The sequence below is a fragment of the Nocardia sp. NPDC058244 genome (assembly GCF_042882065.1).
Taxonomy (GTDB): domain Bacteria; phylum Actinomycetota; class Actinomycetes; order Mycobacteriales; family Mycobacteriaceae; genus Nocardia.
Window position 1 is genome coordinate 1 of the sequence record NZ_JBHVWX010000004.1, and the last position, 23,871, is coordinate 23,871.

Here is a 23,871-nt window from a genome sequence, read left to right on the forward strand (position 1 = left end):
GAAGCACAGTAATGTGTGTAGGTGACTGGTACTAATAGGCCGAGGGCTTACTATCGAAGGTGTTACGCGTCCACTGTGCGGTATCTGAAACAACACACAGATCACCGAGAAGACTCTCCGAGTTCGGTCCCGTTGAGGGGTCGGGTTTGGGGTGGCTCTCTGTGTGACAGTTTCATAGAGTTACGGCGGTTATAGCGGTGGGGAAACGCCCGGTCCCATTCCGAACCCGGAAGCTAAGGCCACCTGCGCCGATGGTACTGCACTCGACAGGGTGTGGGAGAGTAGGACACCGCCGGAACATCATTGCGAAAGGCCCTCCAACTTCGGTTGGAGGGCCTTTTTGCGTTGTGGGACAACCGCTCTCGCTAGCAGTCCAGGCTCCCGCGTGCCCCCAGAATCGGGGGATTGCAATCCGAACTGTGAATATTTCAGAAACGTCTGTGCGGACCGGCCCGGTCCGTCACCATGGTGCGACGTTGCTTCGGGAGGTCACCATGGATTGGTTGTTCGCTCACAAGTCTCTGCGGCGCGGGGCGGCCGCCCTCGTGCTGCCCGCCGCGCTGATCGGCGCGCTGGCCACCGCCACACCGGCGCTCGCCGCGCCCGCGCCCGACCCGCTGGCAGGCATCGCCGACGGTGTCGCCGGCGCGGCGAATTCGATTGCCGGCGTCGCCGGTATCGACCTGCCCGACACCTATGGACCCGAGACCGCGATCGTGGTGCTCGGCTACGGTCTGCAACCCGACGGCACCATGCGGGCCGAGCTGGGCAACCGGCTGCACGCCGCCCTGGTCCAGGCCTTCATGTCACCGTCCTCCCCGGTGATCGTCACCGGCGGCAACCCGCGCAACGGGATCACCGAGGCGCAGGTGATGGCGGACTGGCTCAATATCCGCGGGGTCGCCAGGCACCGGATCTATGCCGAGACCCAGGCGGGGTCGACCGTGCAGAACGCGGAGTTCTCCGCGAAGCTGATGGAGGCTCTCGGCATCCACAAGGCCGTGCTCATCACCTCCGCCGACCACATGCGCCGGGCGCTGGACAATTTCATGGCCGCGGGCATTCCGGTGGTCGCGACCATGACGCCGGATGTCGCGCCGCTCTGGGCGCAACCGTTCGGTGCCGGAAACGAGCGATAGGGCACGCCTGAGTCGGTGGCGGGCACTACGATGCGTCTGGCGTTGTCGCGGGATGTGATGTCGCCGCGAGCGGACAGGGGTATGTGATGGACAGGCCTGCGTGGGCACCGGACGGCGTGGATATGCAGCAACCGAGCCCCGCGCGCATGTATGACGCGCTGCTCGGCGGCTCGCACAATTTCGCCGTCGACCGGATGGCGGCGGAGAAGGCGACCGAGCTCGTGCCCGATCTGCCCCGGCTCGCGCTGAGCAATCGCGCCTTCCTGCGCCGGGCGGTGCGGTTCATGCTCGACGCCGGCATCCGGCAGTTCCTCGACATCGGATCGGGCATTCCGACCGCGGGCAATGTCCACGAGATCGTGCACGAGATCGACCCCGAGGCGCGGGTGCTCTATGTCGACATCGATCCGGTCGCCGTCGTCCACTCCCGGACGATTCTGGCGGGCCGGGCGCGGGCCGGCGCGATCGAGGCCGACCTGCGCAAGTCCGAGGACCTGATCGCCAAGGTCGGGGAGACGGGCCTGATCGACTTCGACGAGCCGGTCGGGCTGCTGCTGATCGCGGTGCTGCACCTGGTGCAGGACGCCGACGATCCGGTCGGCAAGGTGGCCGCGCTGCGGGAGGCGGTCGCACCGGGCAGTTTCATAGCCATTTCACATCTCACCTCGGCGCTGCGGCCGGAGGATGCCGGTAAGCTGGGTGAGCACTCCGCGACGGAGACCAGGGTCGGCATCCAATTCCGGTCCAGGGACGCGATCGTGGAGTTGTTCGAGGGTTGGGGCATGGTTTCCCCCGGGGTTGTCGAGCTGCCGCTGTGGCGGCCGGAGTCCGAGCGGGATCAGCACGAGAAGCCGGGGCGATCGCTCGGGTTGGCCGGAGTCGCGCGGAGAGACTGAGCCGTCGATCCGGCGGTGCTCGGAGATGACAGGGTGGACGAGTAGTGGGGTCGTGGGAGCTGGCGCAGCGGTGGGCCGATGCCCTCGACGGCGTTGTGGCTCCCACCCTCAACCGCTCCCAGATCGAGGAGATGCTCGCGGCGCTGTGCACCGGCCTGCTGGAGGCGGCGCGCGGTGGCGAGGACCCCGATGTCGCGCGGCGGACGGCGCGGATGCTGGTCGCCGCCAACTACCGTGATCCGGCGGCGGTCAGCCGTTCGGTCCGGGTGATCTGCGGGGACCTGGTCGAGATCGCGGCCGACGGGCCGGACGATCCGCTCCTGCCCGAGATCAGGGAGCGCGCGATCGGCCTCGCCGCCGATTTCGCCGCGGGCTTCACCGCGGCGCTGCGGGCCGCCGCACTGGCCGAGCAGGAGGCGACGCTGGCCGCGGTGCTCGCGGCAGCCAGCGAATCCGAGAGCAGGCGGGCACTCTCGGAAGCGCGTTTCGAGGCGGTGTTCGACGGCGCCCTGGTCGGTATCGGCACGGTCGACATGACCGGGCGGGTGGTGAACTGCAACGCGACGATGGCCGAGATGCTCGGCCACACCCCGGACACGATGCCGGGCCGGACGGTCGCCGACATCCTCGGCCCGCAGAATCTGAACGAGGCCTTCGTCGAACTGCAGCGCATGGTCAGCGGCGAATCCGAGAGCTTCCGCACCGAGACCGAGCACCTGCACGACGACGGCGAGATCACCGTCATCGACCTGTCGATGTCGGCGGTGCGCGACGCCGACGGCAACATCCGCTTCCTGATCGGCGTCGCGGTCGACGTCACCGAGCGCAAGCAGCTCGCCGACCGCCTGTGGCACGACGCGAACCACGACGCGCTGACCGGCCTGCCCAACCGTCCGCACCTGTTCAACCGCCTCGCCGACGCCGAACCCCCGATCGGGGTCTGCTATCTGGACCTGGACGGCTTCAAGGAGATCAACGACCTGTGGGGGCACACGGTCGGGGACCGGGTGCTGCGCGTGGTCGCCGACCGGATGCGCGACACCGTCCGGCCGCTGGACGCGATGGCCGCCCGGATCGGCGGTGACGAGTTCCTGGTGCTGGTGGAGGAGTGCTCCGGGTCCGCGCAGCTGTCGGCGCTGGCCGACGATCTGATGTCGGTGCTGACCACGCCGCTCGAGGTGGACGGGCACATGCTCGCGGTCGGGGTGAGCATCGGCGCCGCGTACTTCGACGAACTACCCGGCACGGTGGACGAATTGGTGCACGCGGCCGACGCCGCGATGTACCGGCACAAGCACGACAGCCGCCGCGATCCGGCCCGGTAGCGGCCGGGCCGGATCGCCGTGCCGCTCAGGTGAGCTGACGCTCCCGGTTCGCCGCCCGCGCGAGTGAGCGGTCGCGCTGTTCCTCGAAGCGCACGACGTCCTCGCGCAGCCGGTCCAGGAAGGTGGCGAGCTCCTCGCGCGCCTGCTCCCCGCGCGCGCCGAAATCGGTGCGTTCGAAGACGTTCCACTTGCGCAGCACCGGGAGCAGGACCTCCTCCAGGTGCTGGCGCAGATCGTAGATGCCGTGCTTGGCCATCAGGACGCCGTTGCGGCGCCAACCGGGCATGCCGGCGCCGGGCATCTGGAAGCCACGCACGATGATGCTGATCGCCTCGATGGCCTGATCGGGCGCCAGGTCGAGCGCGGCCTCGCAGAGATTGCGGTAGAAGATCATGTGCAGGTTCTCGTCGGTCGCGATGCGGGCGAGCAGCCGGTCGGCGATCGGGTCGTCGCACACGCGGCCGGTGTTGCGGTGGCTGACGCGGGTGGCGAGTTCCTGGAAGGTCACGTAGGCGACCGAATACAGCAGTCCCGCCACGGATCCGGCCCTGATGTCGGTATCGCCTGCCTTGGCGTCGACGACGGCCATCGCCGAATAGCCGTTGGTCATGTGGATCATCCGAGCCTGCTCGAGCGCCACCGGATCGACGCCACGGGTCACCACCAGGTAATCGCGGATGGCGATGCCGTGCCGGTTCTCCTCGGCGGTCCAGCGGCCCACCCAGGTGCCCCAGGCGCCGTCCTTGGAGAAGTTCTCGGCGATCTCCCGGTGGTAGGACGGCAGGTTGTCCTCGGTGAGCAGGTTGGTGATCATCGCCGCCTTGGCGACGTCGGAGAGCTGGGATTGTTCCTGGTCCCAATCGATTCCGCCCATGGCGGCGAAGTTGCGGCCCTCGTCCCACGGCACGTAGTCGTGGGGGTGCCAGTCCTTCGCCGTCGACAGGTGCCGGTCGACGTTGCTCGCGGCGACCGGTTCGAGTTCGATGAGCAGTTCCAGTTGGGTGAGGTTCCTGGCCACGCTCGTGCCCTTTCCATGAAGTGAAAAGCAAGAGTTGCGCTGGTCCGGTAGTGTTGCCCGTCGTCGCCGGGTGCTCTGGGTCGAATGCGACCCACCGACAATAGACCCGGCGGATCGCGCCTCCGAACGACACGGTGCGGCAGCGCCTGTTTCTGAATTTGGGCGCGTCGCGGCGCCTGCATATACGCTCCACCAGTTCAGCTCCATCAGCGGTTCCCGATCAGTCGTGGCATAGCTAGAGAGAGTGAGCGAAAAATATGACGGACATCGTGGTCACGAGCCTGGCGGCGACCACGTCGATCGCGGGCGACGTCGACTCGACCTGGAAGGGTCTGCTCAACGGCGAAAGCGGGATCGACGTCCTGGAGGACTCCTTCATCGATGATTTCGAATTGCCGGTGCGGATCGGTGGCCACCTGAAGGTCTCCCCGGCCGCCTCGCTCACCCGCGAGGAGGCGCGCAGGCTGTCCTATGTCGAGCAGATGGCCGTGGTCCTCGGCCGCGAGGTGTGGCGCAACGCGGGCAGTCCCGAGGTGGATCGCGACCGGCTCGGCGTCTCGGTCGGGACCGGGCTCGGCGGCGCGGAATCCCTGATCTACGCGCGCGACAAGCTCGGCAACGGCGGCTATCGCAAGGTGTCGCCGCTGACCGTGGGCGCCATCATGCCCAACGGCCCGGCCGCCTGCGTCGGCATCGAATTGGGCGCGCGCGCCGGTGTTTCCACGCCGGTGTCGGCCTGCTCGTCGGGCTCGGAGGCGATCGCCAACGCGTGGCGGATGATCGTGATGGGTGACGCCGACATGGTGGTCACCGGCGGCGTCGAAGGGTCGATCCAGGCGGTGCCGATCGCGGCCTTCACCCAGATGCGCGCGATGAGCACCCGCAACGGCGATCCGAAGGCGGCCTCGCGGCCGTTCGACAAGGACCGCGACGGGTTCGTCTTCGGCGAGGCGGGCGCGATGATGGTGATCGAGACCGAGGAGCACGCCAAGGCGCGCGGCGCGACCATCCACGCGCGGCTGCTCGGCGCCGGCGTCACCTCCGACGGATTCCACCTCGTCGCACCGGACCCCGAGGGCACCGGCGCGGCGCGCGCGATGACGCGGGCCATGCAGACCGGCGGGATCAGCCGCACCGACGTCACCCACATCAACGCGCACGCGACCGCGACGCCCATCGGCGACACCGCCGAGGCCAACGCGATCGGCAAGGCGATCGGCTCGCACGCGTCGGTGTACGCGCCCAAGTCGGCGCTGGGCCACTCGATCGGCGCGGTCGGCGCGCTCGAGGCGGTGCTGACCGTGCTCAGCGTGCGCGACGGCATCGTCCCGCCCACCCTGAACCTGGACAACCAGGACCCCGAGATCGATCTGGACGTGGTCTCCGGCGAGGCCAGGCGCGGCCGCATCGACTACGCGGTGAACAACTCCTTCGGGTTCGGCGGGCACAACGTCGCCATCGCCTTCGGGCGGTATTGACGATTGCCACGCGCGGGCGCCCGGTACTGTGCCGGGCGCCTGTGAGTTCTTCTTTGTTCGGCGTCATTGCACGAGTTCAGCCTCTCGGCGAGGCATTGTGCGTTGAAAAGGATAGGGAATGATCGGCGAGACTTTCGACGACTATGTGGACGAACTGGGCAATATCCGGATTCCCGGTGACCAGACCCTGATCGACTTCGTCGACAAACACAGCGAGGCCAACGGGGACGATCTGGCCTACCGCTTCATCGACTATTCGCGGGAGCGGGAGGGGGAATACCAGGAGCTGACCTGGCGTGAATTCGGCGTCCGGCTGCGCGCGGTGGCCGCGCGGTTGCAGCAGGTGACCGAGCCCGGTGACCGGGTGGCGGTGCTGGCACCGCAGGGCCTGGACTACGTCGTCGCGCTGTTCGCGGCGGTGTACGCGGGGAATGTGGCGGTGCCGCTGTTCGATCCGGAGGAGCAGGGCCACAGCGACCGGCTGCACGCGGTGCTCGGCGACTGCGAGCCCGCCGCGGTGCTGACCGTCGCGAGCGCGGCGGCGGGAGTCCGCAACTTCTTCCGTGAACAGCCCGCCGCGCAGCGGCCGAGAATCATCGCGGTCGAGGCGATTCCGGACACGGTCGGCACGCGCTGGCGCAGGCCCGACATCAATATCGACAGCGTGGCCTACCTGCAGTACACCTCGGGCTCGACCCGGGTACCCGCGGGCGTGGAGATCACCCACCGCGCCGTCGGCACCAATCTGCTGCAGATGATCGACGCGATCGGCATCACCGAGAACGCGCGCGGGGTCACCTGGCTGCCGCTGTTCCACGACATGGGACTGCTGACGGTGATCCTGCCGACCATCGGCGGCAAGTTCATCACCATCATGTCGCCGAGCGCGTTCGTACGCAGGCCGTCGCGCTGGATCAAGGAACTGGCGGCCCAGGCCGACGGCGCCGAGATCTACTCGGCGGCACCGAACTTCGCGTTCGAGCACGCGGCGGTGCGTGGCCTGCCCAAGGGCGACGAGTCGCTGGATCTGTCCAATGTGATCGGCCTGATCAACGGCAGCGAGCCGGTGTCGGTGGCCTCGATGCGTAAGTTCAACGAGGCGTTCGCGCCGTACGGGCTGTCCAAGACCGCGATCAAGCCGTGCTACGGGATGGCCGAGGCGACGCTGTTCGTGTCGGCGACCAAGCGCGACGACGAGGCCAGGGTGGTCTACGTCGATCGCGGGCAGCTCAACGCGGGCCGGATGGTGGAGGTCGACGAGCACGCCGACGACGCGGTCGCGCAGGTGTCGTGCGGGTATGTCGCCCGGTCGCAGTGGGCGGTGATCGTCGACCCGGAGACCGGCATCGAGCGTCGCGAGGGCGAGGTCGGGGAGATCTGGCTGCACGGTGACAACATGGGCATCGGGTACTGGGGCAGGCCGGGGGAGACGGTGGAGACCTTCCACAACCGGGTGCTCGCCCGCAATCCCGTCGGCAGCCGGGCCGAGGGCGCGCCCGACGACGCGCGGTGGATGCGCACCGGCGATTTCGGCGCGTACCACGACGGCGAGCTGTTCATCACCGGCCGGGTGAAGGACCTGGTGATCGTCGACGGCCGCAATCACTATCCGCAGGATCTCGAGTACTCGGCCCAGGAGTCGAGCACCGCGCTGCGGCCGGGGTTCGTCGCGGCGTTCTCGGTGCAGGCGGGGCAGCTGCCCGCGGCCGTGCTCGAGGCCGGCGGGATCACCGACGAGATGGCCGAGGCGCTCGTCGTCGTCGCCGAACGCGGTACCGGCGCGGCGAAACTCGATCCGGCGCCGATCGTGGACACGGTGCGGGCGGCGATCGCGCGCAGGCACGGGGTGACGGTCCGCGATCTGCTGCTGGTGCCCGCGGGGTCGATCCCGCGCACGTCGAGCGGCAAGATCGCCCGGCGGGCCTGCAAGGCGGCCTATCTGGACGGCACGCTGCGCGGTGGGCACCGTCAGGACGCCTACCCGGACGCGCCGGAGGAGTGAGCCGGTTCGGCCCCCGGGTTCCGGTGGCCGAACCGCGATCAGTTGACGCAGGGGATGGTGCTGCCGATGGTGGTGGTCACCGGCTTTCCCGCGTCGGGCAGCGGCATCGTCGAGTTGCCGGGCACGGTCGTCGTCGGGGTGGTGGTCGTCGTGGTGGTCGGTGCCAGCTCGGTGGGCAGGGTGAAATCGGCGCCGACGACCACGCGGACATGGCCTTCCTCGACGGTGGCGGACGCGGAAACCGGTAGCCCGCCGAGGGTTTCGGCGAGCGCCCTGGCGTCCTCGGCCGCGCCGGGGCCGTAGGTGAGGGCCGAGGTGGGACCGTCCCCGGTGGTCCCGTTGCCGATCTCGCCCGCCCGGTAGCCGCGGGCGGTCAGCGCGGCCGACAGGGTCGCGGCCTGACCGGCCACCCCGCCGACATTGTGCACGTCGACGACACTGGTCGGCGTCCGCGCCGGGGTCGTGGTCGCCGCCACCTCCTGCCCGAACGCCGCCCGCACCTCCCGTTTGATCGCGGCCGGGTCGACGATATTGACGTCCTGGCCGTCGATCACGTCGTAGCGCACCACCGGCAGCGTGCGGAACTCCACCGGCAGCGACCCCGCGGCGCCCAGTTCACGGGCGAAGTCGAACAGATTCCAGCCGTCGGAGAGCACCACGTCCTTGTGCGCCACGTCCATCAGCTGCGAGAGCCTGCTCAGATTGGTGAGCGTGCCGGAATCCTTGAGCGACTTGGCCACCGAGGTGAGGAACGCCTGCTGGCGGTGCGTGCGATCCAGGTCGCCGTTGCGCAGGCCGTGGCGTTGCCGGACGAAGGCCAGCGCGTCGGAGCCGTTCAGGTGCTGACGGCCCGCCGGGAACACCGCGCCGGAGTACGCGCTGTCGTCGACCGCGTTGTTCAGGCACACGTCGACGCCGCCGACCGCGGTCGCCAGGTCGTAGAACCCGGCCAGCGAGATCTCGGCGAACCGATCGATCGGGACCCCGACCAGATTGCGCACGGTCGACACGATCGACGCGCGGCCCGCCTCCCGGCCGCGCCGCTCGAGCACCACCGGGTCCTTCTCGCCCTGCTCGATCAGCTTCGCCTGCACCGCGGCCTTCTTCAGGCCGTAGGCCTCCTTGATCTTGATCTGCGAATAGCCGGGGATGCCGGAGACCGGGACGTAGTCGTCGCGCGGGATGGAGAACGCGACGATCTTGCTCAGGTCGGCCGGGATGTGCAGCAGGATCAGCGAGTTCGCGTTGTAGCCGCCCTCGGTGCCGTCGCCGGCGTGCAGCTGGTCGAGGATCTCCTTGGGCAGGTCGTTGCCGTCGAGATCCTTGCGGGTGTCCAGGCCGATCAGCAGGATGTTGACGGCACCACCGCCCGAGCGCGGCGCGTCCTCGCCGAGCGCGGTGGAATGGGTGAAGCCGGAATCGAAGTCCTGCTTGGCCGACCAGGCCAGGCCGGTGCCGGTGAGCACGGCGAGCGCGGTCGTCGCGCCGAGCATCCTGGCCATGATCAGCGCCGCGCGCCGGAAACCGCCACGGCGGTCGTGGTGTTCGGCGTGGCGAGCCGGTCGGCCGACGCGCTGTGGTCCATATCCGGGTGTGTCCCGGCGCGGTGGGGGCGCCGGGGTGTCGTGTGTTCGGTTCACCGCAGTGCGCTACCTGCCTGCCACTGTTCCCACGGAACGCTCCAGTCGCCGTTCTGCCACACCTCGAGCGGCGCGCCGCCGGTGTTGCGGATCTCCACCACGTCGCCGGGCTGGGCGAAGTCGTAGAACCATTTCGCGTTCTCGCCGCTGAGATTGAGGCAGCCGTGCGAGACGTTGGTATTGCCCTGCGCCCAGACGGTGTCGTCGAGCTGATGCAGGTAGATGCCGTCGGTGCTGATCCTGGTCGCCCAGCCGATGGTCTCCTTGTAGCCGAGCCGGGAGTTCACCGGCAGGCCGTAGGTGGAGGAGTCCATGATCACCGGGTTGGCCTTGTCCATGACGGTGTAGGTGCCCGGCTGGGTCCAGAAGGTGATGGTCTTGCCGCCGATGACCTCGCTGCCGCCCCGGCCCATCGAGGTGGGCATGGTGCGGATCAGGGTGCCGTTCTCGTATACCCGCACCTGCTTGTCGTTGTCGTCGACGATCGAGACGTGCGAGGGGCCGATGGTGAAGCTGGTCCTGGTGTCCTCCTGGCCGTACAGGCCGCCGCCGAGATCCTTGCCGTAGATGTCGGCGGCCAGGGTGACCTTGGTGCCGGGCGTGTAGTAGTTCTGTGGGCGCCAGTGCGCGTTGCGGTTGTCGAGCCAGTACCAGGAGCCGGTGACCGGTGGGTCGGTGGTGACGCTGAGCTGCTGTTGCGCGGTCGCCCGGTCGGGGACGTCCTCGTCGAAGTGCGCGACGACGACGGTGCCGACGCCGTAGCTGTCCGCGGGGTCGAGCGCGGCGCCGCCGGTGGTGCGGAAGTACACCTTCGTCTGGTTGTTCGGCGCGAGGGTCGAGAACGAGGAGGTGATCGGTCCCACGGTGCCCATCACGGTGAGCGCTTCGGCGCCGACGGTGTAGGTGTGGCCGTAGCCGAGCGGTTCGGCGGGCTTCCAGGCCGTCTGATCGGGGGTGAAGATGCCCTCGACGGCGCGGCCCTGCTCGTTGGTCATGGTGACCGAGGTCAGCTTGCCGTCGCTGGTGCTGACCCGGACCGGCGCCAGCGGGTCGACGTCGGTCGCGCCCGCCGCGGGCGCGACGGTGATGACCGGGTCGGGTGGGGCGGTGGACTGGGTTCCCGAATCGGTGGAGCCACAGGCCGCGAGAAGCAGCGCGAGCCCCGCGGCGAGCCCGGCCCGCAATCGACGTCCTGACATTCGCCCCTCCTGTGCCCCGGTGTCCGATCAGCCCTGGAGGCCGACCTCGACATCGAGCGAAATGGTGATCTTGTCGCCGATCACGGCGCCGCCGTTGGCCATCGGCATCTCGGTGGTGATCCCGAAATCACGGCGGTTGATGGTGGTGGTCGCGGTGAAACCGGCGACCGGCGCGTCGGTCATGCCGGGGCCCGCGCCGAGGAACTCCACGGCCAGGGTGACCGGGCGGGTGGTGCCACGGATGGTGAAATCGCCGGTGACGTCGAATTCGGTGCCGGTGGGCCGGAACCCGGTGGCGGTGAAGGTGGCGAGCGGGTAGTGGGACACGTCGAAGAAGTCGGCGGTGGCCAGGTGGTCGTCGCGCTGCGGATTGTCGGTGGTGACCGAATCGACCTGGATCTCGACGTCGGCGTCGGCCGAACCGTCGGGGCGGATGACGAGCGTGCCGGAGAAGATCGTGAACCGCCCGCGCACCTTGCTCACCATCAGGTGTCGCACGGCGAATTCCAGGGCCGAGTGACTCGGGTCGATGACCCAGGTGCCCGCGGCCAATCCCGTGGTTGGTGTCGACATGATCTCTCCTCACTGAGCGGACCGGCCGGACGGCCGTCGTGACGTGAAGCGATGACGGCACCCAGCCTAACCCCGCGTCAGTCCTCGCTGCTGCTGCGATCGCCGAGGAAGCGCAGCAAGGCCGGGTCGGTGGAGGTGAACCGGTCGACCTCCTGACCGCCCGTGCACTCGAACAGGCCGATGGTCACCGCGTCGGCGCGCCGGGCCACCACCCGCCAGATCGCGCCGGAATCGGCCCAGCGCCGCAGGGTCTCGATCGGGTCGGCGCTCACGGCTCGACCGTATCGCTCCCGGCCGCCCGTGGCTCGCGGTAGTTCGCGGCGACCAGCGCCAGGCTGGCCGCGGCGATCAGCGCGACGACGAGGTACATGGCCGGGTAGCCGAAGCCGAAGCCGCCGTGCAGGGCCGACAGGACGGCGGGCACACCGAAGCCGAGGTAGCTCACCGAGTAGAAGACCGCGTTCAGCCCGGCCAGGTCGCCCGGGCCCGCGATGCGCTCGATCTGCTGGAGCCCGGCCACCAGGCCGATGCCGTAGCCGCTGCCGAGCACGACGGCGGTCAGCAGCGTCACCGGGATGCTCAGGGTGGCCGCGGTCCACGACGCCAGCACCATGCCCGCGGTGAGCAGCACCAGGGCGACGACACCGGCGCGCGCGGTACCGGGCCGGTCGATCTTGCGCGCGACCGACTGGATCGTGAATCCGCAGCCCAGCGTCACCATGGTGACCAGCGCGGAGAAGGCGATCGGGGCACCCTGCACGCGCGGCAGCATGAGCGTCGGGAGCACCGCGTAGGCGGTCGCGTTGGCGGTGAACAGCCACAGCGCGATCGGCACCGCGACCCGCAGGAATCGGCGATGGCCCGCGGCGGGGATCGTCAGATCGTCGCGCAGCCTGCCCGGGTTCGGCTGCCGCGTCACCGTTTCCGGTGACCTGGCCAGCCAGACCGAGGTGGCGACGCACAGCGCCGCGTTGACGAGATAGGCGGTGGAATCGGGCAGCGGACCCCACTGCGCCAGCACCCCGGCCACCCCGGCGCCGAGGGCGAAACCCGCGGTCAGGCTCATCGCCGAGCGGCGCGCGCCGACTCCGGCGGCCGCCGCGGCGTACGGCGGCTGGGACAGCTCCTTGAGCCAGCTGCCGCCGACGGCCATCGCCAGGCCGAGCGCGACGCCGCACAGCATCCGGCCCGCCGCCAGCAGCGGCACCGAGGCGGCGCCCACCGCGAGCAGCAGCGACCCGGCGGCCGCGATCAGCGGGGCGGGCAGCATCAGCGGGCGACGGCCGAACCGGTCCGACAGCGGGCCGCCGATGAGCAGCGCGGGCACGATGCCGAGGACGTAGTAGAACAGCAGCAGATCGACCGCCGTCAGCGGCAGGCCGTGGCTCTTGTACATCACCAGCAGCGGCGTGAACTCGTTGCCGCCCCAGGCGATCGCGACCATCGCCGCGGAAACGCCGAGCCAGGCGCGGGTGCGAGAGCCGGTGACAGCACCGGGCCGTTCACTGGTGAGAATCGCCATCACAGGCCCTTTCCGTCGTTGCGCGCACCGGGGGACGCGCACGGGGGCGAATGGTGGCAACCGGTCTCATTTTAGGCGCGGCCGATCGCTGTACTACGGTCGGCCTGTGCGTGAGCTGCGGGTCGGGTGTGCGATGTGGCAGCACCCACAGTGGCAGCAGCGCCAGCTCGCACCCGGGGAGCGGCTGCGGACCTACGCCGGGTACTGCGGCGCCGTCGAGGGCAACACCACCTTCTACGCGACCCCGTCGGCCGCGACGGTCGAGTCCTGGGTCCGCCAGACGACCCCCGATTTCCGGTTCGTGCTCAAGCCACCGCGCGCCGTCACCCACGAGCGCAGGCTCGTCGACGCGCAGGGCGAGCTGTGGGCTTTCCTCGACGTGATGGCCCCGCTGGCGGCGCGGGTGCACGCGCTGTGGATCCAGCTGCCCGCGTCCTTCGGGCCCACCGACCTGGGCGCGCTGGCCCGGTTCCAGCGTGAGCTGCCCGGCGGCCTGCGCTGCGCGGTGGAGGTGCGGCATCCGGCGTTCTTCACCGACGAGCGGGCGGCGGTACAGCTGGAACGGGTGCTGGGCCGGATCGGCGCCGAATGGGTGCCCTTCGACACCACGGTGCTGTTCGACGGACCGCCCGGCGACCCGTCGGAGGACGAGGCGCGGGCGAAGAAGCCCCGGGTGCCCCGGCGGATGCGGGCGCTGACGGAGTACCCGATCGTGCGCTACCACGGTCGCGCCGACGAGGAGCGCACCGTCGCGGGCTGGGCGCCGTGGGTCGAGACCGTCGCGCAGTGGCTGCGCGAGGGCCGGTCGCCGACGGTCTTCGTGCACACCCCCGACAACGCCGCCGCGCGCGGCCTGGCCCGGCGCTTCCACGACGCGGTCGGCGCCGTCGTGCCCGATCTGCCGCCACAGCCGACGCCGGCGCCCGACGGGCCGATGACCCTGTTCTGAATTCCGCGCACACCTGTCGGACCCTCGTGGCATGCTGTGCGCCAGCACTGGGGAGTGGGTGGGCGAACTCGAAGGGGACGAGTGATGTCTACGGATCGACTGTCGTTGTCGCGGGCACCGCATTGCGAGCCGGGTCTCGCCGATCAGGGGGCGGATGTGCGTGTGCCGCATCGGGTTTCCGTCCAGCGCCGCCGACATTCCGGCGGGGTGCCGTACGGGGTGCGGCGGGCGGTGCGCGCGTCCTGCGTGCAGGGCGGGCGTGGCCGAGTCGAATCCGGTACCGGGGCAGAGCGATTCGCCGAACAGGTGGTGCGGCTCGTGCTCGAGGTGGTCGACCGGCGCAGGCAGGTCGACCAGCTGCGGTCGGTCAGCGATCCGCTGGTGCTGGCCGCGGTGCGCACGATGCTCGCCCAGGACCTGGTGCCCGGCCGGGAACTCGGGGCCGCCGCGCTGACGCGGGTGCGGGTGACCGCCGCCGATCCCGGTGGCGCCGAGGTCTTCGCCTCCTATCAGCGCGGCGACCGGACCTTCGCCGTCGCGGGGCGGATCGAATCGGTCCGGGACCGGTGGCGATTGGTGGCGTTGCGGCTGTTCTGAGTCAGCGGCGCGCGCCGATCCCCGAGAAGTCGCGCGCCACCCGGTGATTGCGATCGGCGAGCGTGCCGAGGGCGTGGTCGGGTTGCAGGCCGAAGTACTGCCTGCGGGTCCGGTCGGTCCAGGCCAGCGCGGCCGCCGCGGCGATGCGATGGAAGTGCGCCGTGTAGCCGTGCTCGTAGATCCGCAGCAGGGTGTAGCCGCCCGGGTACTCCTTGACCGCGGCGACCTCGAGGAATTCGACCAGGCCGGAATCGGGGCGGCTCATCCGGTTCCGGTGCGTGTGCCCGCTGTGGTGCAGGAACACGCCGGGCGCGGCCTGGTAGATCGCCTGCAGGGCGTGCGCGCTCGCGCGGTCGAGGACGAAGCCGGGGCCGCCCGGATTGCTCAGTGCCGCATAGCGGGTCACCGGGTGGTGGCCGAAGATCAGCGTCGGCTGGTCGGGGGCGGTGGCCAGGATCTCCCGCAGGTGGGCCAGCTGCGGGGCGCGCAGCGTGCCGCCCGCGCCGCGCCCGCGGGTGGTGTCGAGCCCGATCAGTCGCAGCCCGCCGAGTTCGTGGCAGGTGGGGCGCTGGTGGGCGTGGAAGACCCAGCCCCAGTGGTCCTCCCGGCCGCGCGCGACATCGTGATTGCCCCGGCACACGAGGTAGTCACGGCCGTGACGGCCCCAGGCGTCGAGGCGGGCGCGGATGCCCGCGGACTGCTCGGCGGTGCCGCTGTCGGTGAGATCGCCCGCGATGACGAGGTGGTCGGCGGCGCGTTCGGGTCGCCGCAGATCGCGCAGCAGGGCGTCGGCCATCACCTCGGGGTAGTGGCCGTCGTCGTGGCGCAGACCGGGCGGCAGGCCGGCGACGATCAGGCCGCTGCGGTCCTCGCCCCAGTGCAGGTCGTTGGCGAGCGCGATGGTCCGCAGCAGCCGTCCCGGCGGCGGTGGCGCGGTCCGCACGACCCCGGTGACCTCGGGTGTGCCGGGCCTGCGGGTCACCCAGGTGCGGCCCGCGACGGCGCGGACACCGTCGGAGTGGGCGGTGAAGCGATAGCGGCGACCGGGTTCGAGCCCGCGCACCTCGGCGTAGTGGTACGCGGTGCGGCGGGGATCGGCGAAGACCGGCACCGGTGCCGCGGTGCCCTCGGCCGGGGCGAGCCGCACCTCGGTGTCGGCGGCCGCCGGGCGCGGGATGCCGGACCGGTCGCGGCGCCGGGTGGTCCAGGTGAGGATCAGCGTGTCGTGGGTGACGGTCACGACCTCGAGGTCGGTGGCGACCAGGCGATCGCGCGTCGGCACCGCGTCGCGCGGGCGGGCCAGCGGGGCGCGGACGGTGGCCGCCGCCGCGCCGGAAGCCGCGTTGACCAGCCATGCGGTGTGCAGTCGAGGATCCACGCCGAGCTCCGTTCGCCGTCTACCGGGGACGGTACGGGTGCCGGTTGAACGCGCGTGGACGCCGATGTGGCCGTCAGCCACCGCGGTCGTGGCGAAATCGCCGGAGCTGGAACGGTCCCCGCCGCCCGAAGAACGGGGCCCGTCTGCCGCGCCGGACCTGGGGGAGGGTGGGTGTGAACCCGGGCGCGGCCGTGGAGCTGTGGTGCGCCGGTTCCGTGGCCGGTCTCGGGCAGCGCACCGACTGTTATTCGGTGCGCGGGCGGTTCCGGCTTGGTTGCGCGCCACCGCTTTCCGGTGCGTCGCCGTCGGGGCCGTCGGGCAGCCTGCGCGCGCCGTTGGCCACCTCGACGATGAGATCGTCGTAGCCGCAGGCCAGTTCGTGCAGGCGCAGCTGCGCGGCGCGCAGTTCGGACTCCGCGCCGCAGGCCAGCGCGCGATAGGTGAGCGCGGCGAAGTGGGCCATCCGATCGACGACGGCGCCGATGCTCTCGGTGTGCATCGGCGCCGTCGTGTCGGGCCGCGGGGAGCGGATGACCACCCACCGGTCGATCTCGCAGACCAGACGTGCCCGCGCCCAGTCGATCTCGCTGGTGTCGCCGGGGACGAGCTGTTCGCGGCGTTCGTGCAGGCCGGCCAGTTCGTGCGCGGCGAGCAGGACGGGATCGCCGTCGCCGGCGAACCCGCACACCGCCTGCATCATGTGCGCACGGTCCGGCAGTACCGGTTCCTGTCCGGGAGCACCCGATGAACCGCCGTCCGTGTCCACTGTCGCCGCACCGTCCTCGTCGCCCCGTTTGCACCGCTTCCGAAGGACATTCGTCTCCGCCGCAGGTCCGGATAGGTCACGAAATGGCAGCTCAACGGCGAAAACCGGCCGCGAGCAGCAGTATCGCTGCCGGTCGCGACCGGTCGAGTCCACCTGTGCGCAGGAGTATTACAGGCTCCTGGCGATGATCTCCTTCATGATCTCGTTGGTGCCCGCGTAGATCAGCTGGACGCGGTTGTCGACCCACATCCGCGCGATCGGGTACTCGTTCATGTAGCCGTAGCCGCCGAACAGCTGCAGGCAGGTGTCGGCGATCTGCATCGCCTTGTCGGTGGTCCACCACTTGGCCATGGCGACGGTGGGGATGTCGAGTTCACCGCGCAGGTGCTTCTCGATGCAGTCGTCGATGAACACGCGCGCGATGCGGGCTTCGGTGGCGACCTCGGCCAGCTTGAACTTGGTGTTCTGGAAGCCGAACACCGGGCGGCCGAACGCTTCGCGCTCCTTGGTGTAGCGCAGGGTGTGCTCCAGCGCCACTTCCATGCCGGCGACCGCGCCGTGGGCGACGATCAGCCGCTCCTGGGGCAGCTGCTGCATCAGCTGGATGAAGCCCTGGCCCTCCTGGGTGCCGAGCAGGTTGGTCACCGGGACGCGCACGTCCTCGAAGAACAGCTCGGAGGTGTCCTGGCCCTTCTGGCCGATCTTGTCGAGCACGCGGCCGCGGCGGAAACCGGGGCGATCGGCCTCGACCAGCACCAGCGAGACGCCCGAGGCGCCCTGGGTGGGGTCGGTCTTGGCGACCAGGATGATCAGATCGGCCTGGGCGCCGTTGGTGATGAAGGTCTTGGACCCGTTGATGACGTACTCGTCGCCGTCGCGGATGGCCTTGGCCTTGACGCTCTGCAGGTCGGAGCCGGTGCCGGGCTCGGTCATGGCGATCGCGCCGACGACCTCACCGCTGGCCATCTTCGGCAGCCACTGCTGCTTCTGCTCCTCGGTGCCGTAGGCGAGCAGGTAGTGGGCGACGATGCCGTTGTGCAGGCTGACGCCCCACGAGGTGTCCACCGCGCGGGCCTGCTCCTCCATGAGGACGGCCTCGTGCGCGAAGGTGCCGCCACCGCCGCCGTACTCCTCCGGGATCGACAGGCACAGCAGGCCCACTTCACCGGCCTTGTTCCACAGGTCCCGGTCCACGTGGTGCTGCTCGCGGTACTTGTCGATGTTGGGGACGAGTTCCTTGGCCATGAAGGCACGGGCGAGGTCGCGCAGGGCGTCCAGGTCCTCGTTCATCCAGCTGGACCGGTTCACGGCCATCGAGTCTCCTTACGGCTCGGCACAGCACTGGCTCAGGGGTGACCAGTGGTTACAGATACAGTGTGGACCACTATTGGCGAAGTGGCAATAATGAATTTTTTCCGGCGCGAGGCCGAATCGGAACCGTACCTTGACGGCGTATAACGCATGCCCGATTCGCGTTGTCCGCGAACATTGTTCGACAACGGATCGGCACCGAAGGTGCGAAAACAGTGGTCCGCGCCGAAGTCGGCGATTATCTTTCGGGGTCGGGCTACCGACCGGTATCGCCTGCGCGTGTCGCTCGCGGCGCGCCGGGAATGGGGAGCGGTGTCGGAGCATCGGTTTCGCACCGGAGGGTGTATGGACTATTAATGGCGTGTGCCGTTCACACGTGTGGTCACCCGTCTGCCTTCGCGATGCCGGGGCGGTGGTCAGGCATGACCATCGAGTCTCCCGTCGAGGACGATGTCAGTCAGCTCGCCCAGCGAGTGGAACGGGCGCGTGGGCGCCTCGCCTACCAATTCGATCCCGCGCTGACCGACGCGCTGTCCGAGGACGAGCTGCGCGCGGAGCGGGAACTCGCCGAACGCATCCGTGAACAGGATCGCGAACAGCGCTGGAAGCACACCCAAGCGATGGCGCAGGCCTCCGACCGGGCCAGGAGCACCACCGAAGCGATCGAGAAGGCCGACATGCGAGATCTGCTGCTCGCCAGGAAGGCGATGGCCGCCCAGCGGCGCGAATCGAGCCCGCACGCGAAGCTGGCTTCGCTGTACCGGCATCGGTCGTGGTCGCTCAAGGCGCTGGCGGGCGTCGTCGGCGCCGGCATGTTGTGGTCGGCCGTGAACGTGCAGCACAACATCGCCCCCGGCGGCCCCAGCGATCCGCTGTACTGGTTCAGTTACCTGCTCGAGGCCATGATCAGCGTCTGTCTGATCATCATCATGGTCGGCACGAACAAGGTCGCCGAGTGGGGCGTCATCGACAACCGGCGTCAGGTCGCCCTGGCCGAGATCGCGCTGCTCGGGCTCACCGTCACCCTCAACACCTATCCGTATGTGCGCGACGGTCGTTGGTACGACGCCGCGGTGCACGCCGTCGCGCCGGTGATGATCGGTGTCGCGCTGCTCATCCACGACGCCGCCAGCGCCAGGTACGGCCTCGCCATCACCCGGGCGACCAGCCAGGTCAGGGACATGCCCGACCCGGCCGAGAGCATGCTCAACCGGCAGTCCAGCGAGGGTGTGCGGCTCACCTATCAGCCGCCGATGACCGGTCAGGCCCGCGCCGAGGCGTTCGCCGCCGACCAGGCCGCCGCCACCGCGCCGATCACCCGCGAACCCGCCTGGGCGCCCACCGAGCCGATCGCCAACGGCAACGGCAAGCCCACCGAGAAGCGCAAGCGGTTCGGCATCGGCAAGCCGGGGTCGGACAAGGCCGCGGCCAAGAAGACCGTCTCGCAGGCCCCGGTCGTGGCGCCCGAGCCGGTCGAGGCGGTCAAGCCCGCGGAGCCGGTGAAGTCCACCGATTCGGTGCCGGCGGCCCGCAAGAGCACCATCTCCGATATCGAGGCGCGCGTCGAAAAGGCCTTCGCCGAAGCCAACTTCGGCTACGAGGCGATCGAGCCGGTCAACGTCTACGACACCGGCCAGTTCCGTATCGCGGAGAGCCTGGAACAGGAACTCAACGCGATGCGGGAGGCCCGCCGCCAGGCCCGCAAGGAGCGCGCGGGGTCCTGACCACCGGCGCATCGCGCCGCTGATTCGTGCTCGCCGAGCACGGTCGGCGGCTATCGTGCTGCGAATGAACGGGCGTGCGTTCGTCATCGGGGCGGTCGGTCTGCTGTGCGGCTACCTCAGCGGATACGTCATCGGCCACACGCGGACGAACTTCGCCGTCGTCGTCCGGGACGGGCGGGCGAGCTGGTTCGGGTCGGGGCCCGCGTCGGCGGCGGTGATCGCGGCCGTCGTCGCGGTAGGCGTCGTCGTGCTGCTCGGCCGGTTCCGGGCGCGGTATCTGGTCGCGGTGGCCGCGGGGATGGCCGGGCTGGCGATGGTCGTGGCGATCGCCGCGCTACAGTCCGCCGGAACCTGGTCCGAGCAATGGGTTCTCGGCAGTATCGGGGCCGGTCTGCTGATCGCGGCCGCGGTGCTGCGGCCCGGCGGGCAGACCTGGTTCGTCGTCGGGTCCATGATCGCGGTGCTCTACGGGGCGCGTATCGATGACAGCGTCGAGCTGTCGCGGCGCTACGCCGACTATCTGAGCACCCGCACCGTGCCCGACCTGCCCGACAGCTGGCCGCTGCTGGTCGCCGCCCTGATCGCGTTGCTGGCGGCGGGTTTCGTAGTGGGCCGGGAGCGGATCGAGCCGGTGTCGGCAGGGCGCGCGGTGGCCGTCGGCGCCGGTGTCCCGCTGGGCGCGGGCGCGTTGATCTGGCTGGTGGGGGTGCTGCCGGGCAATCCGTCGGTGACCGTCGCCGTGGTGGCGGTCGCCGCGGTGGTCGCGGTGAGCTGGTGGCTGCCGCGGGCCGAGGCCGTCTACGTGCTGACGATCCTGGCGATCTCGGCCGCGATCGCCGTCGACCCCGTGGTCGGCGTCGGGCCGGACCGGATCGGGCTGTCGATCCAGATCGGCGTGCTGGCGGCGGGCGCGCTGGCAGGCACGGTGTGGCGGGTGCCGGTCGCCGGGATCGGGCTGTGCGCGCTGGTGACGCTGGGCGGTCTGGTGTCCGCGCTGGTGGGCGGCTCGGCGGTCGCCGAACTGGCGTTCCGGTTCGTCCTGCCCGCCGCGATCGGGTTCGCGGTCGGCGCCTGTCTGCCGGTCTCGCCGCTGACGGTCATCGGGATGTCGGTGCTGCCCGTGGTGGCCCGGCTCTTCGAGAACAGCCGGGCCACCTGGCAGTCCGACCTCGAGCCGGGCTGGACGGCGTACACGCCCGACACCTACGCGGTCACCACCCGCACCGAGCTACCGCTGGCCGCGGCCACCGTGGTGATCCTCGGCTGCGCGGCGTTGGCCGGGTGGCGGCTGCGCGCTGCCGCCGACCCGGGCCGACCCGGCGGTCAGCCGAAGATGCCGCCCGAGTGACCCGCCTGCTGACCACCACCGGTACCACCGACGAAGCCGCCCGGCGGCAGCTCCGACGGCTGCACGATGACGAAGCCGCGCCCGCTGAACGCGAGCGTGCTCGCCTCACCCGTGCTGCGGCCCATCAGCCTGCCCAGACCGAACGAGTCGTTGCGCTTGATCCCGGTCTGCAGGCTCGACGACCACGCGACCGCGGCGTTCGGGTCGGCGAAGGTGGCCTGGTCGACGGTGAGGACGACCGGGGTGCCGTGGGTGGTGATGGCGATGCGACCCCGGCCGGTGAACACGCAGTTGAACAGGCCCGCGTTGGACGCGTAGCCGGCCGCGCCCTGGACCCGGCCGATGTCGTAGCGCAGGGTCGAGTCGAAGGCGAGCACATTGGCGCCGTTGATGGTGAGGCCGTCGGAGCCGTCGAGGTCGATGATGTGCACGTCGGCGGCGCTGTTGGCGACGAACAGGTCGCCGCGGCCGGTCACCTTCATCAGCGGCACGCCCTCACCGGTGAGGTGCTGGCGGATGGCGCGGCCGATGCCGCCGGAACCGAGCGCCTGGAACTGCAGGTCGCCCTGGTAGGCCACCATCGAGCCGGCCCTGGCCATGACCTCGCCGTTGAGGCCGACCTTGATCATCTTGCCGCCCTGCTTCTGGATCCCGAGGCCGTTGACCTCGGCGTGCGAGGGGTCGAACAGGTCGCTGTGCACGGGCGGGGCTCCTTGCTGGGAAGGGAACGGGGACTGCTGGGCGGGTGTTCCCGGATACGGCGGAGGGGGGACGGGCGTCGGCTGACCGGACGGGAACGCCACGGTCGGCGCGCTCTGGGGATAAGCGGGTGGGGGGCTCTGTGGATGAACGGGCGGTGGGGCGGGTGCGGGCGGTTCGGGTTCGTCGTCGAGGTTCACGCCGAACGCCGAGGCGATGCCGGCGAGCCCGTCGTCGTAGCCCTGACCGATCGCCCTGACCTTCCACGCGTCACCGCGCCGGTAGATCTCGACACACACCACGCCGCTCTCGGTGGTGAGCCGGGGGATCGGGAAAGTCAGTGTGCCCGAGGACGATCCGATCGTGGTGGTCAGCTCGCCGACGGCGGCGAAGGTGGCGGGACCGCGGCCGTCCAGGCTCGCGGTCACCACCACCTTGTCCACGTCGGCGGGTAGCGCGGAGGTCCGTACCTGCACCACGTCCGGTCCGCCGTTGCCGTGCCGGTAGACGACGCCCGGTCCGGTCGGCTGATTGAAGAAGACGAAATCGGCGTCCGAACGCACGACGCCCGCGCTGTTGAGCAACAGCGCCGAGACGTCGACCGGGGCCGAGCTCGCCACGGTGACGGTCAGTTCGTCACCGGGCGCGGGGCGGTTCTCGCCGGGAGCCAGCGCGGTCACGACACCACAACCCAAGACTGGGTGGTTTGTCCGATTCGAAATCGTTCCACGGCCTCGATAGTGCCGTGTGCGCCGCCGCCGCGCCAGCTGCCCCTGTCAGCGCGGCTGTTCCCGGTCCAGCGGGATTTCCAGGTGCACGGTCTGGAAGCCGTCGTGCGGGCCGCGCGCGTCGTGCACGACCCGGCCGAAGGTGCGCCAGAACTCCAGCGCGCCGGGTGTCCGCGCGTCGGTGTGCAGGTACAGCCGCTCGAACGACGGTGTGGCCCGCACGTGCTCGACCGCCGCCTCGACCAGCCGGGTGGCCAGGCCGCGCCGGTGGTGTTCGGGCCGGACGTAGACCCGGAACAGCTGCGCGGTGGTCGCGTCGGGATAGGCCAGGGCGAGCTCGGCCGGATGCGGTGGGTGCGCCGGTCCCTGCGCCCGGATCGCCGTCGTCGCGACGATCGCGCCGTCGTGCTCGGCGACCCAGAGCCGATGGCGGGGATCGCGCAGGTACTCGGTCTCCGGATCGATGACGTCCTGGTGGTATTCGGGCAGGTAGCCGATGCCGAACACGCGATAGAAGGTGTCGAGCATGACGCTGCGCGCGCCCGCCAGATCGGCGGGTCCGGCGGGCCGGACGAGGTAGCCGGTGGTGGTCGCGCTGGTCATCGGAGCGCCGCCAGTTCCCGGTCGAGCACTTCCAGCCCCTCGACCGCGACCGGTCCCGGCCCGGTGTACCCGAAGGGCGCCACGATGATCCGGTTCTCCCGGATCGCGCGCAGTCCGGCGAGTTCGGGGCGCTGGCGCAGTGCGGTGCGGATCGCGTCGGGCGTCTGGTCGCCCTGGGTGAGCAGGATGATCACCGCCGGATCGCGGGCGATCAGGGTCTCGGTATTGGCTTCGAAGTTGCGCTTGTCGATGCCGCCGTAGATGTTCTCCAGGCCGAGGATCTTCATCTGGGCGTCGACGGTGCTCTTGGCGCCGTAGGCCTTCAGCTGGGCGCCGTCGCGGGAGATGATCAGCGCGGCGGCGGGGGTGCGGGTGGCGGCCGCCGGATGCCGCTGGGTGACGGCGTCGACGCGGCGTTGAAGCGCGGCGACCTCGGCGTCGGCGGCGCTCGCGGTGCCGAAGAGCTTGCCGTAGAGCGCGATATCGGCGAACACGTCCTCGAAGGTGCCCGCCGCGTCGCGGCAGTAGCCGCGGGTCACGATCAGCGGGATGTTCACCTGAGCGAGGTCGTCGGGGGTCACCGACAGGCCCTCGACGCTCACCACCAGGTCGGGGGAGCGGCTGATGATCTCCTCGCGCGCGAGTTCCGCGGTGGGCGCGGTGATCTCGATGCCCCGCAGCCGCTCGCCGTATTCGCCGGGGAAGGCGGCGGCTTCGAAGGTGCGGGTGACGATGCGGTCGGCCGCGCCCGCCGCGGCGATCAGCGGTGCGGCGATGGACCCGACGGTGACGACGCGCTGCGGTGGCGCGGCGAAGGTGACGTCGCGGCCGCAGCTGGAGATCGTCATCGGGAAGCCGTCGGCGGCCGGGATGGTGGCCGGTGCGGGCGTACCGCAACCGGCGACGACGGCACTGGTGAGCAGGGCGAGCACGGGCAGCGTCGCGCGGTGCGACGGACGGACACCTGAGAACACGG

Annotated in this window: 21 protein-coding genes and 1 rRNA gene; 10 read left to right on the top strand and 12 right to left on the bottom strand. The window is 70.2% G+C overall.

Annotation, left to right across the window (positions count from 1 at the left end):
- Positions 1-181: 181 nt before the first annotated feature.
- The 4 genes from rrf to ACFVW6_RS13005 all read left to right on the top strand — a co-directional run bounded on the left by rrf (position 182) and on the right by ACFVW6_RS13005 (position 3,360).
- A 5S ribosomal RNA gene (gene rrf, locus ACFVW6_RS12990) occupies positions 182-298 on the top strand.
- Positions 299-494: 196 nt separating this feature from the next.
- Positions 495-1,139 (top strand): YdcF family protein, encoded by a 645-nt coding sequence (locus ACFVW6_RS12995; protein ID WP_378828153.1) that lies wholly within the window; start codon positions 495-497, stop codon positions 1,137-1,139.
- An 86-nt stretch (positions 1,140-1,225) separates the two neighbouring features.
- Positions 1,226-2,035 (top strand): SAM-dependent methyltransferase, encoded by an 810-nt coding sequence (locus ACFVW6_RS13000; RefSeq protein WP_355276585.1) that lies wholly within the window; start codon positions 1,226-1,228, stop codon positions 2,033-2,035.
- A 44-nt stretch (positions 2,036-2,079) separates the two neighbouring features.
- A complete protein-coding gene (locus ACFVW6_RS13005) occupies positions 2,080-3,360 on the top strand; it encodes a diguanylate cyclase domain-containing protein (protein WP_378828150.1) in 1,281 nt (426 codons plus the stop codon).
- Between the two features lie 25 nt (positions 3,361-3,385).
- Here the strand turns inward: ACFVW6_RS13005 and ACFVW6_RS13010 are convergent, their stop codons facing one another.
- On the bottom strand, positions 3,386-4,378 hold the full coding sequence (locus tag ACFVW6_RS13010; protein ID WP_378828148.1) for an acyl-ACP desaturase: 993 nt from the start codon (positions 4,376-4,378) through the stop codon (positions 3,386-3,388).
- A 257-nt stretch (positions 4,379-4,635) separates the two neighbouring features.
- Between ACFVW6_RS13010 and ACFVW6_RS13015 the strand changes: the two genes are divergently transcribed.
- Both ACFVW6_RS13015 and fadD32 read left to right on the top strand, forming a co-directional pair.
- Positions 4,636-5,856: a KasA/KasB family beta-ketoacyl-ACP synthase gene (locus ACFVW6_RS13015; protein WP_355276591.1), complete on the top strand. Its 1,221-nt coding sequence runs from the start codon at positions 4,636-4,638 to the stop codon at positions 5,854-5,856.
- 118 nt (positions 5,857-5,974) lie between these two features.
- Entirely contained in the window at positions 5,975-7,858 is a 1,884-nt protein-coding gene (fadD32, locus tag ACFVW6_RS13020) for a long-chain-fatty-acid--AMP ligase FadD32 (RefSeq protein WP_378828145.1), read from the top strand.
- A gap of 38 nt (positions 7,859-7,896) precedes the next feature.
- On the opposite strand, the gene ACFVW6_RS13025 is transcribed toward fadD32, so the two are convergent.
- From ACFVW6_RS13025 to ACFVW6_RS13045, 5 genes are all read right to left on the bottom strand, one after another.
- A complete protein-coding gene (locus ACFVW6_RS13025; protein ID WP_378828196.1) occupies positions 7,897-9,360 on the bottom strand; it encodes an LCP family protein in 1,464 nt (487 codons plus the stop codon).
- A 134-nt stretch (positions 9,361-9,494) separates the two neighbouring features.
- On the bottom strand, positions 9,495-10,697 hold the full coding sequence (locus tag ACFVW6_RS13030; RefSeq protein ID WP_378828143.1) for an Ig-like domain-containing protein: 1,203 nt from the start codon (positions 10,695-10,697) through the stop codon (positions 9,495-9,497).
- A gap of 27 nt (positions 10,698-10,724) precedes the next feature.
- A complete protein-coding gene (locus tag ACFVW6_RS13035; RefSeq protein ID WP_378828140.1) occupies positions 10,725-11,270 on the bottom strand; it encodes a YceI family protein in 546 nt (181 codons plus the stop codon).
- Between the two features lie 77 nt (positions 11,271-11,347).
- Positions 11,348-11,542, bottom strand: coding sequence for a hypothetical protein (locus tag ACFVW6_RS13040; RefSeq protein WP_378828138.1), 195 nt, complete (start codon positions 11,540-11,542; stop codon positions 11,348-11,350).
- Positions 11,539-12,792, bottom strand: a complete 1,254-nt coding sequence (locus ACFVW6_RS13045) for an MFS transporter (protein ID WP_378828136.1) — start codon at positions 12,790-12,792, stop codon at positions 11,539-11,541. Before ACFVW6_RS13045 ends, ACFVW6_RS13040 begins: the two co-directional genes overlap by 4 nt.
- 106 nt (positions 12,793-12,898) lie before the next feature.
- Here ACFVW6_RS13045 and ACFVW6_RS13050 point away from each other — a divergent pair, with 106 nt between their 5' ends.
- Together ACFVW6_RS13050 and ACFVW6_RS13055 are read left to right on the top strand one after the other, a co-directional pair.
- Complete coding sequence (locus tag ACFVW6_RS13050) at positions 12,899-13,741, top strand: DUF72 domain-containing protein (protein WP_378828134.1); 843 nt, start codon at positions 12,899-12,901, stop codon at positions 13,739-13,741.
- An 84-nt stretch (positions 13,742-13,825) separates the two neighbouring features.
- Positions 13,826-14,338, top strand: coding sequence for an Rv3235 family protein (locus ACFVW6_RS13055; protein ID WP_378828132.1), 513 nt, complete (start codon positions 13,826-13,828; stop codon positions 14,336-14,338).
- A 1-nt stretch (position 14,339) separates the two neighbouring features.
- On the opposite strand, the gene ACFVW6_RS13060 is transcribed toward ACFVW6_RS13055, so the two are convergent.
- From ACFVW6_RS13060 to ACFVW6_RS13070, 3 genes are all read right to left on the bottom strand, one after another.
- Positions 14,340-15,716 (bottom strand): metallophosphoesterase, encoded by a 1,377-nt coding sequence (locus ACFVW6_RS13060; RefSeq protein ID WP_378828130.1) that lies wholly within the window; start codon positions 15,714-15,716, stop codon positions 14,340-14,342.
- A gap of 244 nt (positions 15,717-15,960) precedes the next feature.
- The gene (locus ACFVW6_RS13065) at positions 15,961-16,416 is read right to left on the bottom strand and encodes a DUF4254 domain-containing protein (RefSeq protein WP_355276608.1); all 456 of its coding nucleotides are present in this window, start codon (positions 16,414-16,416) and stop codon (positions 15,961-15,963) included.
- A gap of 234 nt (positions 16,417-16,650) precedes the next feature.
- Entirely contained in the window at positions 16,651-17,796 is a 1,146-nt protein-coding gene (locus tag ACFVW6_RS13070; protein WP_378828127.1) for an acyl-CoA dehydrogenase family protein, read from the bottom strand.
- A gap of 419 nt (positions 17,797-18,215) precedes the next feature.
- Here ACFVW6_RS13070 and ACFVW6_RS13075 point away from each other — a divergent pair, with 419 nt between their 5' ends.
- Together ACFVW6_RS13075 and ACFVW6_RS13080 are read left to right on the top strand one after the other, a co-directional pair.
- A complete protein-coding gene (locus ACFVW6_RS13075) occupies positions 18,216-19,517 on the top strand; it encodes a hypothetical protein (RefSeq protein ID WP_355276612.1) in 1,302 nt (433 codons plus the stop codon).
- 64 nt (positions 19,518-19,581) lie between these two features.
- Positions 19,582-20,865: a hypothetical protein gene (locus ACFVW6_RS13080; protein WP_378828124.1), complete on the top strand. Its 1,284-nt coding sequence runs from the start codon at positions 19,582-19,584 to the stop codon at positions 20,863-20,865.
- On the opposite strand, the gene ACFVW6_RS13085 is transcribed toward ACFVW6_RS13080, so the two are convergent.
- From ACFVW6_RS13085 to ACFVW6_RS13095, 3 genes are all read right to left on the bottom strand, one after another.
- Complete coding sequence (locus ACFVW6_RS13085; protein ID WP_378828122.1) at positions 20,841-22,244, bottom strand: AIM24 family protein; 1,404 nt, start codon at positions 22,242-22,244, stop codon at positions 20,841-20,843. The two genes, ACFVW6_RS13080 and ACFVW6_RS13085, sit on opposite strands and share 25 nt — an antisense overlap.
- A 96-nt stretch (positions 22,245-22,340) precedes the next feature.
- Positions 22,341-22,895 (bottom strand): GNAT family N-acetyltransferase, encoded by a 555-nt coding sequence (locus tag ACFVW6_RS13090; protein WP_378828120.1) that lies wholly within the window; start codon positions 22,893-22,895, stop codon positions 22,341-22,343.
- Positions 22,892-23,869, bottom strand: a complete 978-nt coding sequence (locus ACFVW6_RS13095) for an ABC transporter substrate-binding protein (protein WP_378828118.1) — start codon at positions 23,867-23,869, stop codon at positions 22,892-22,894. Before ACFVW6_RS13095 ends, ACFVW6_RS13090 begins: the two co-directional genes overlap by 4 nt.
- Between the last annotated feature and the right edge of the window lie 2 nt (positions 23,870-23,871).

What these genes read in the sequence shown, in the direction of transcription:
- ACFVW6_RS12995 (WP_378828153.1), top strand. Translation starts at nt 495, where the DNA reads ATGGATTGGTTGTTCGCTCACAAGTCTCTGCGGCGCGGGGCGGCCGCC.
- ACFVW6_RS13000 (WP_355276585.1), top strand. Translation starts at nt 1,226, where the DNA reads ATGGACAGGCCTGCGTGGGCACCGGACGGCGTGGATATGCAGCAACCG.
- ACFVW6_RS13015 (WP_355276591.1), top strand. Translation starts at nt 4,636, where the DNA reads ATGACGGACATCGTGGTCACGAGCCTGGCGGCGACCACGTCGATCGCG.
- fadD32 (WP_378828145.1), top strand. Translation starts at nt 5,975, where the DNA reads ATGATCGGCGAGACTTTCGACGACTATGTGGACGAACTGGGCAATATC.
- ACFVW6_RS13025 (WP_378828196.1), bottom strand. Translation starts at nt 9,360, where the DNA reads ATGGCCAGGATGCTCGGCGCGACGACCGCGCTCGCCGTGCTCACCGGC.
- ACFVW6_RS13030 (WP_378828143.1), bottom strand. Translation starts at nt 10,697, where the DNA reads ATGTCAGGACGTCGATTGCGGGCCGGGCTCGCCGCGGGGCTCGCGCTG.
- ACFVW6_RS13035 (WP_378828140.1), bottom strand. Translation starts at nt 11,270, where the DNA reads ATGTCGACACCAACCACGGGATTGGCCGCGGGCACCTGGGTCATCGAC.
- ACFVW6_RS13045 (WP_378828136.1), bottom strand. Translation starts at nt 12,792, where the DNA reads ATGGCGATTCTCACCAGTGAACGGCCCGGTGCTGTCACCGGCTCTCGC.
- ACFVW6_RS13055 (WP_378828132.1), top strand. Translation starts at nt 13,826, where the DNA reads ATGTCTACGGATCGACTGTCGTTGTCGCGGGCACCGCATTGCGAGCCG.
- ACFVW6_RS13065 (WP_355276608.1), bottom strand. Translation starts at nt 16,416, where the DNA reads ATGATGCAGGCGGTGTGCGGGTTCGCCGGCGACGGCGATCCCGTCCTG.
- ACFVW6_RS13070 (WP_378828127.1), bottom strand. Translation starts at nt 17,796, where the DNA reads ATGGCCGTGAACCGGTCCAGCTGGATGAACGAGGACCTGGACGCCCTG.
- ACFVW6_RS13075 (WP_355276612.1), top strand. Translation starts at nt 18,216, where the DNA reads ATGACCATCGAGTCTCCCGTCGAGGACGATGTCAGTCAGCTCGCCCAG.
- ACFVW6_RS13080 (WP_378828124.1), top strand. Translation starts at nt 19,582, where the DNA reads ATGAACGGGCGTGCGTTCGTCATCGGGGCGGTCGGTCTGCTGTGCGGC.
- ACFVW6_RS13090 (WP_378828120.1), bottom strand. Translation starts at nt 22,895, where the DNA reads ATGACCAGCGCGACCACCACCGGCTACCTCGTCCGGCCCGCCGGACCC.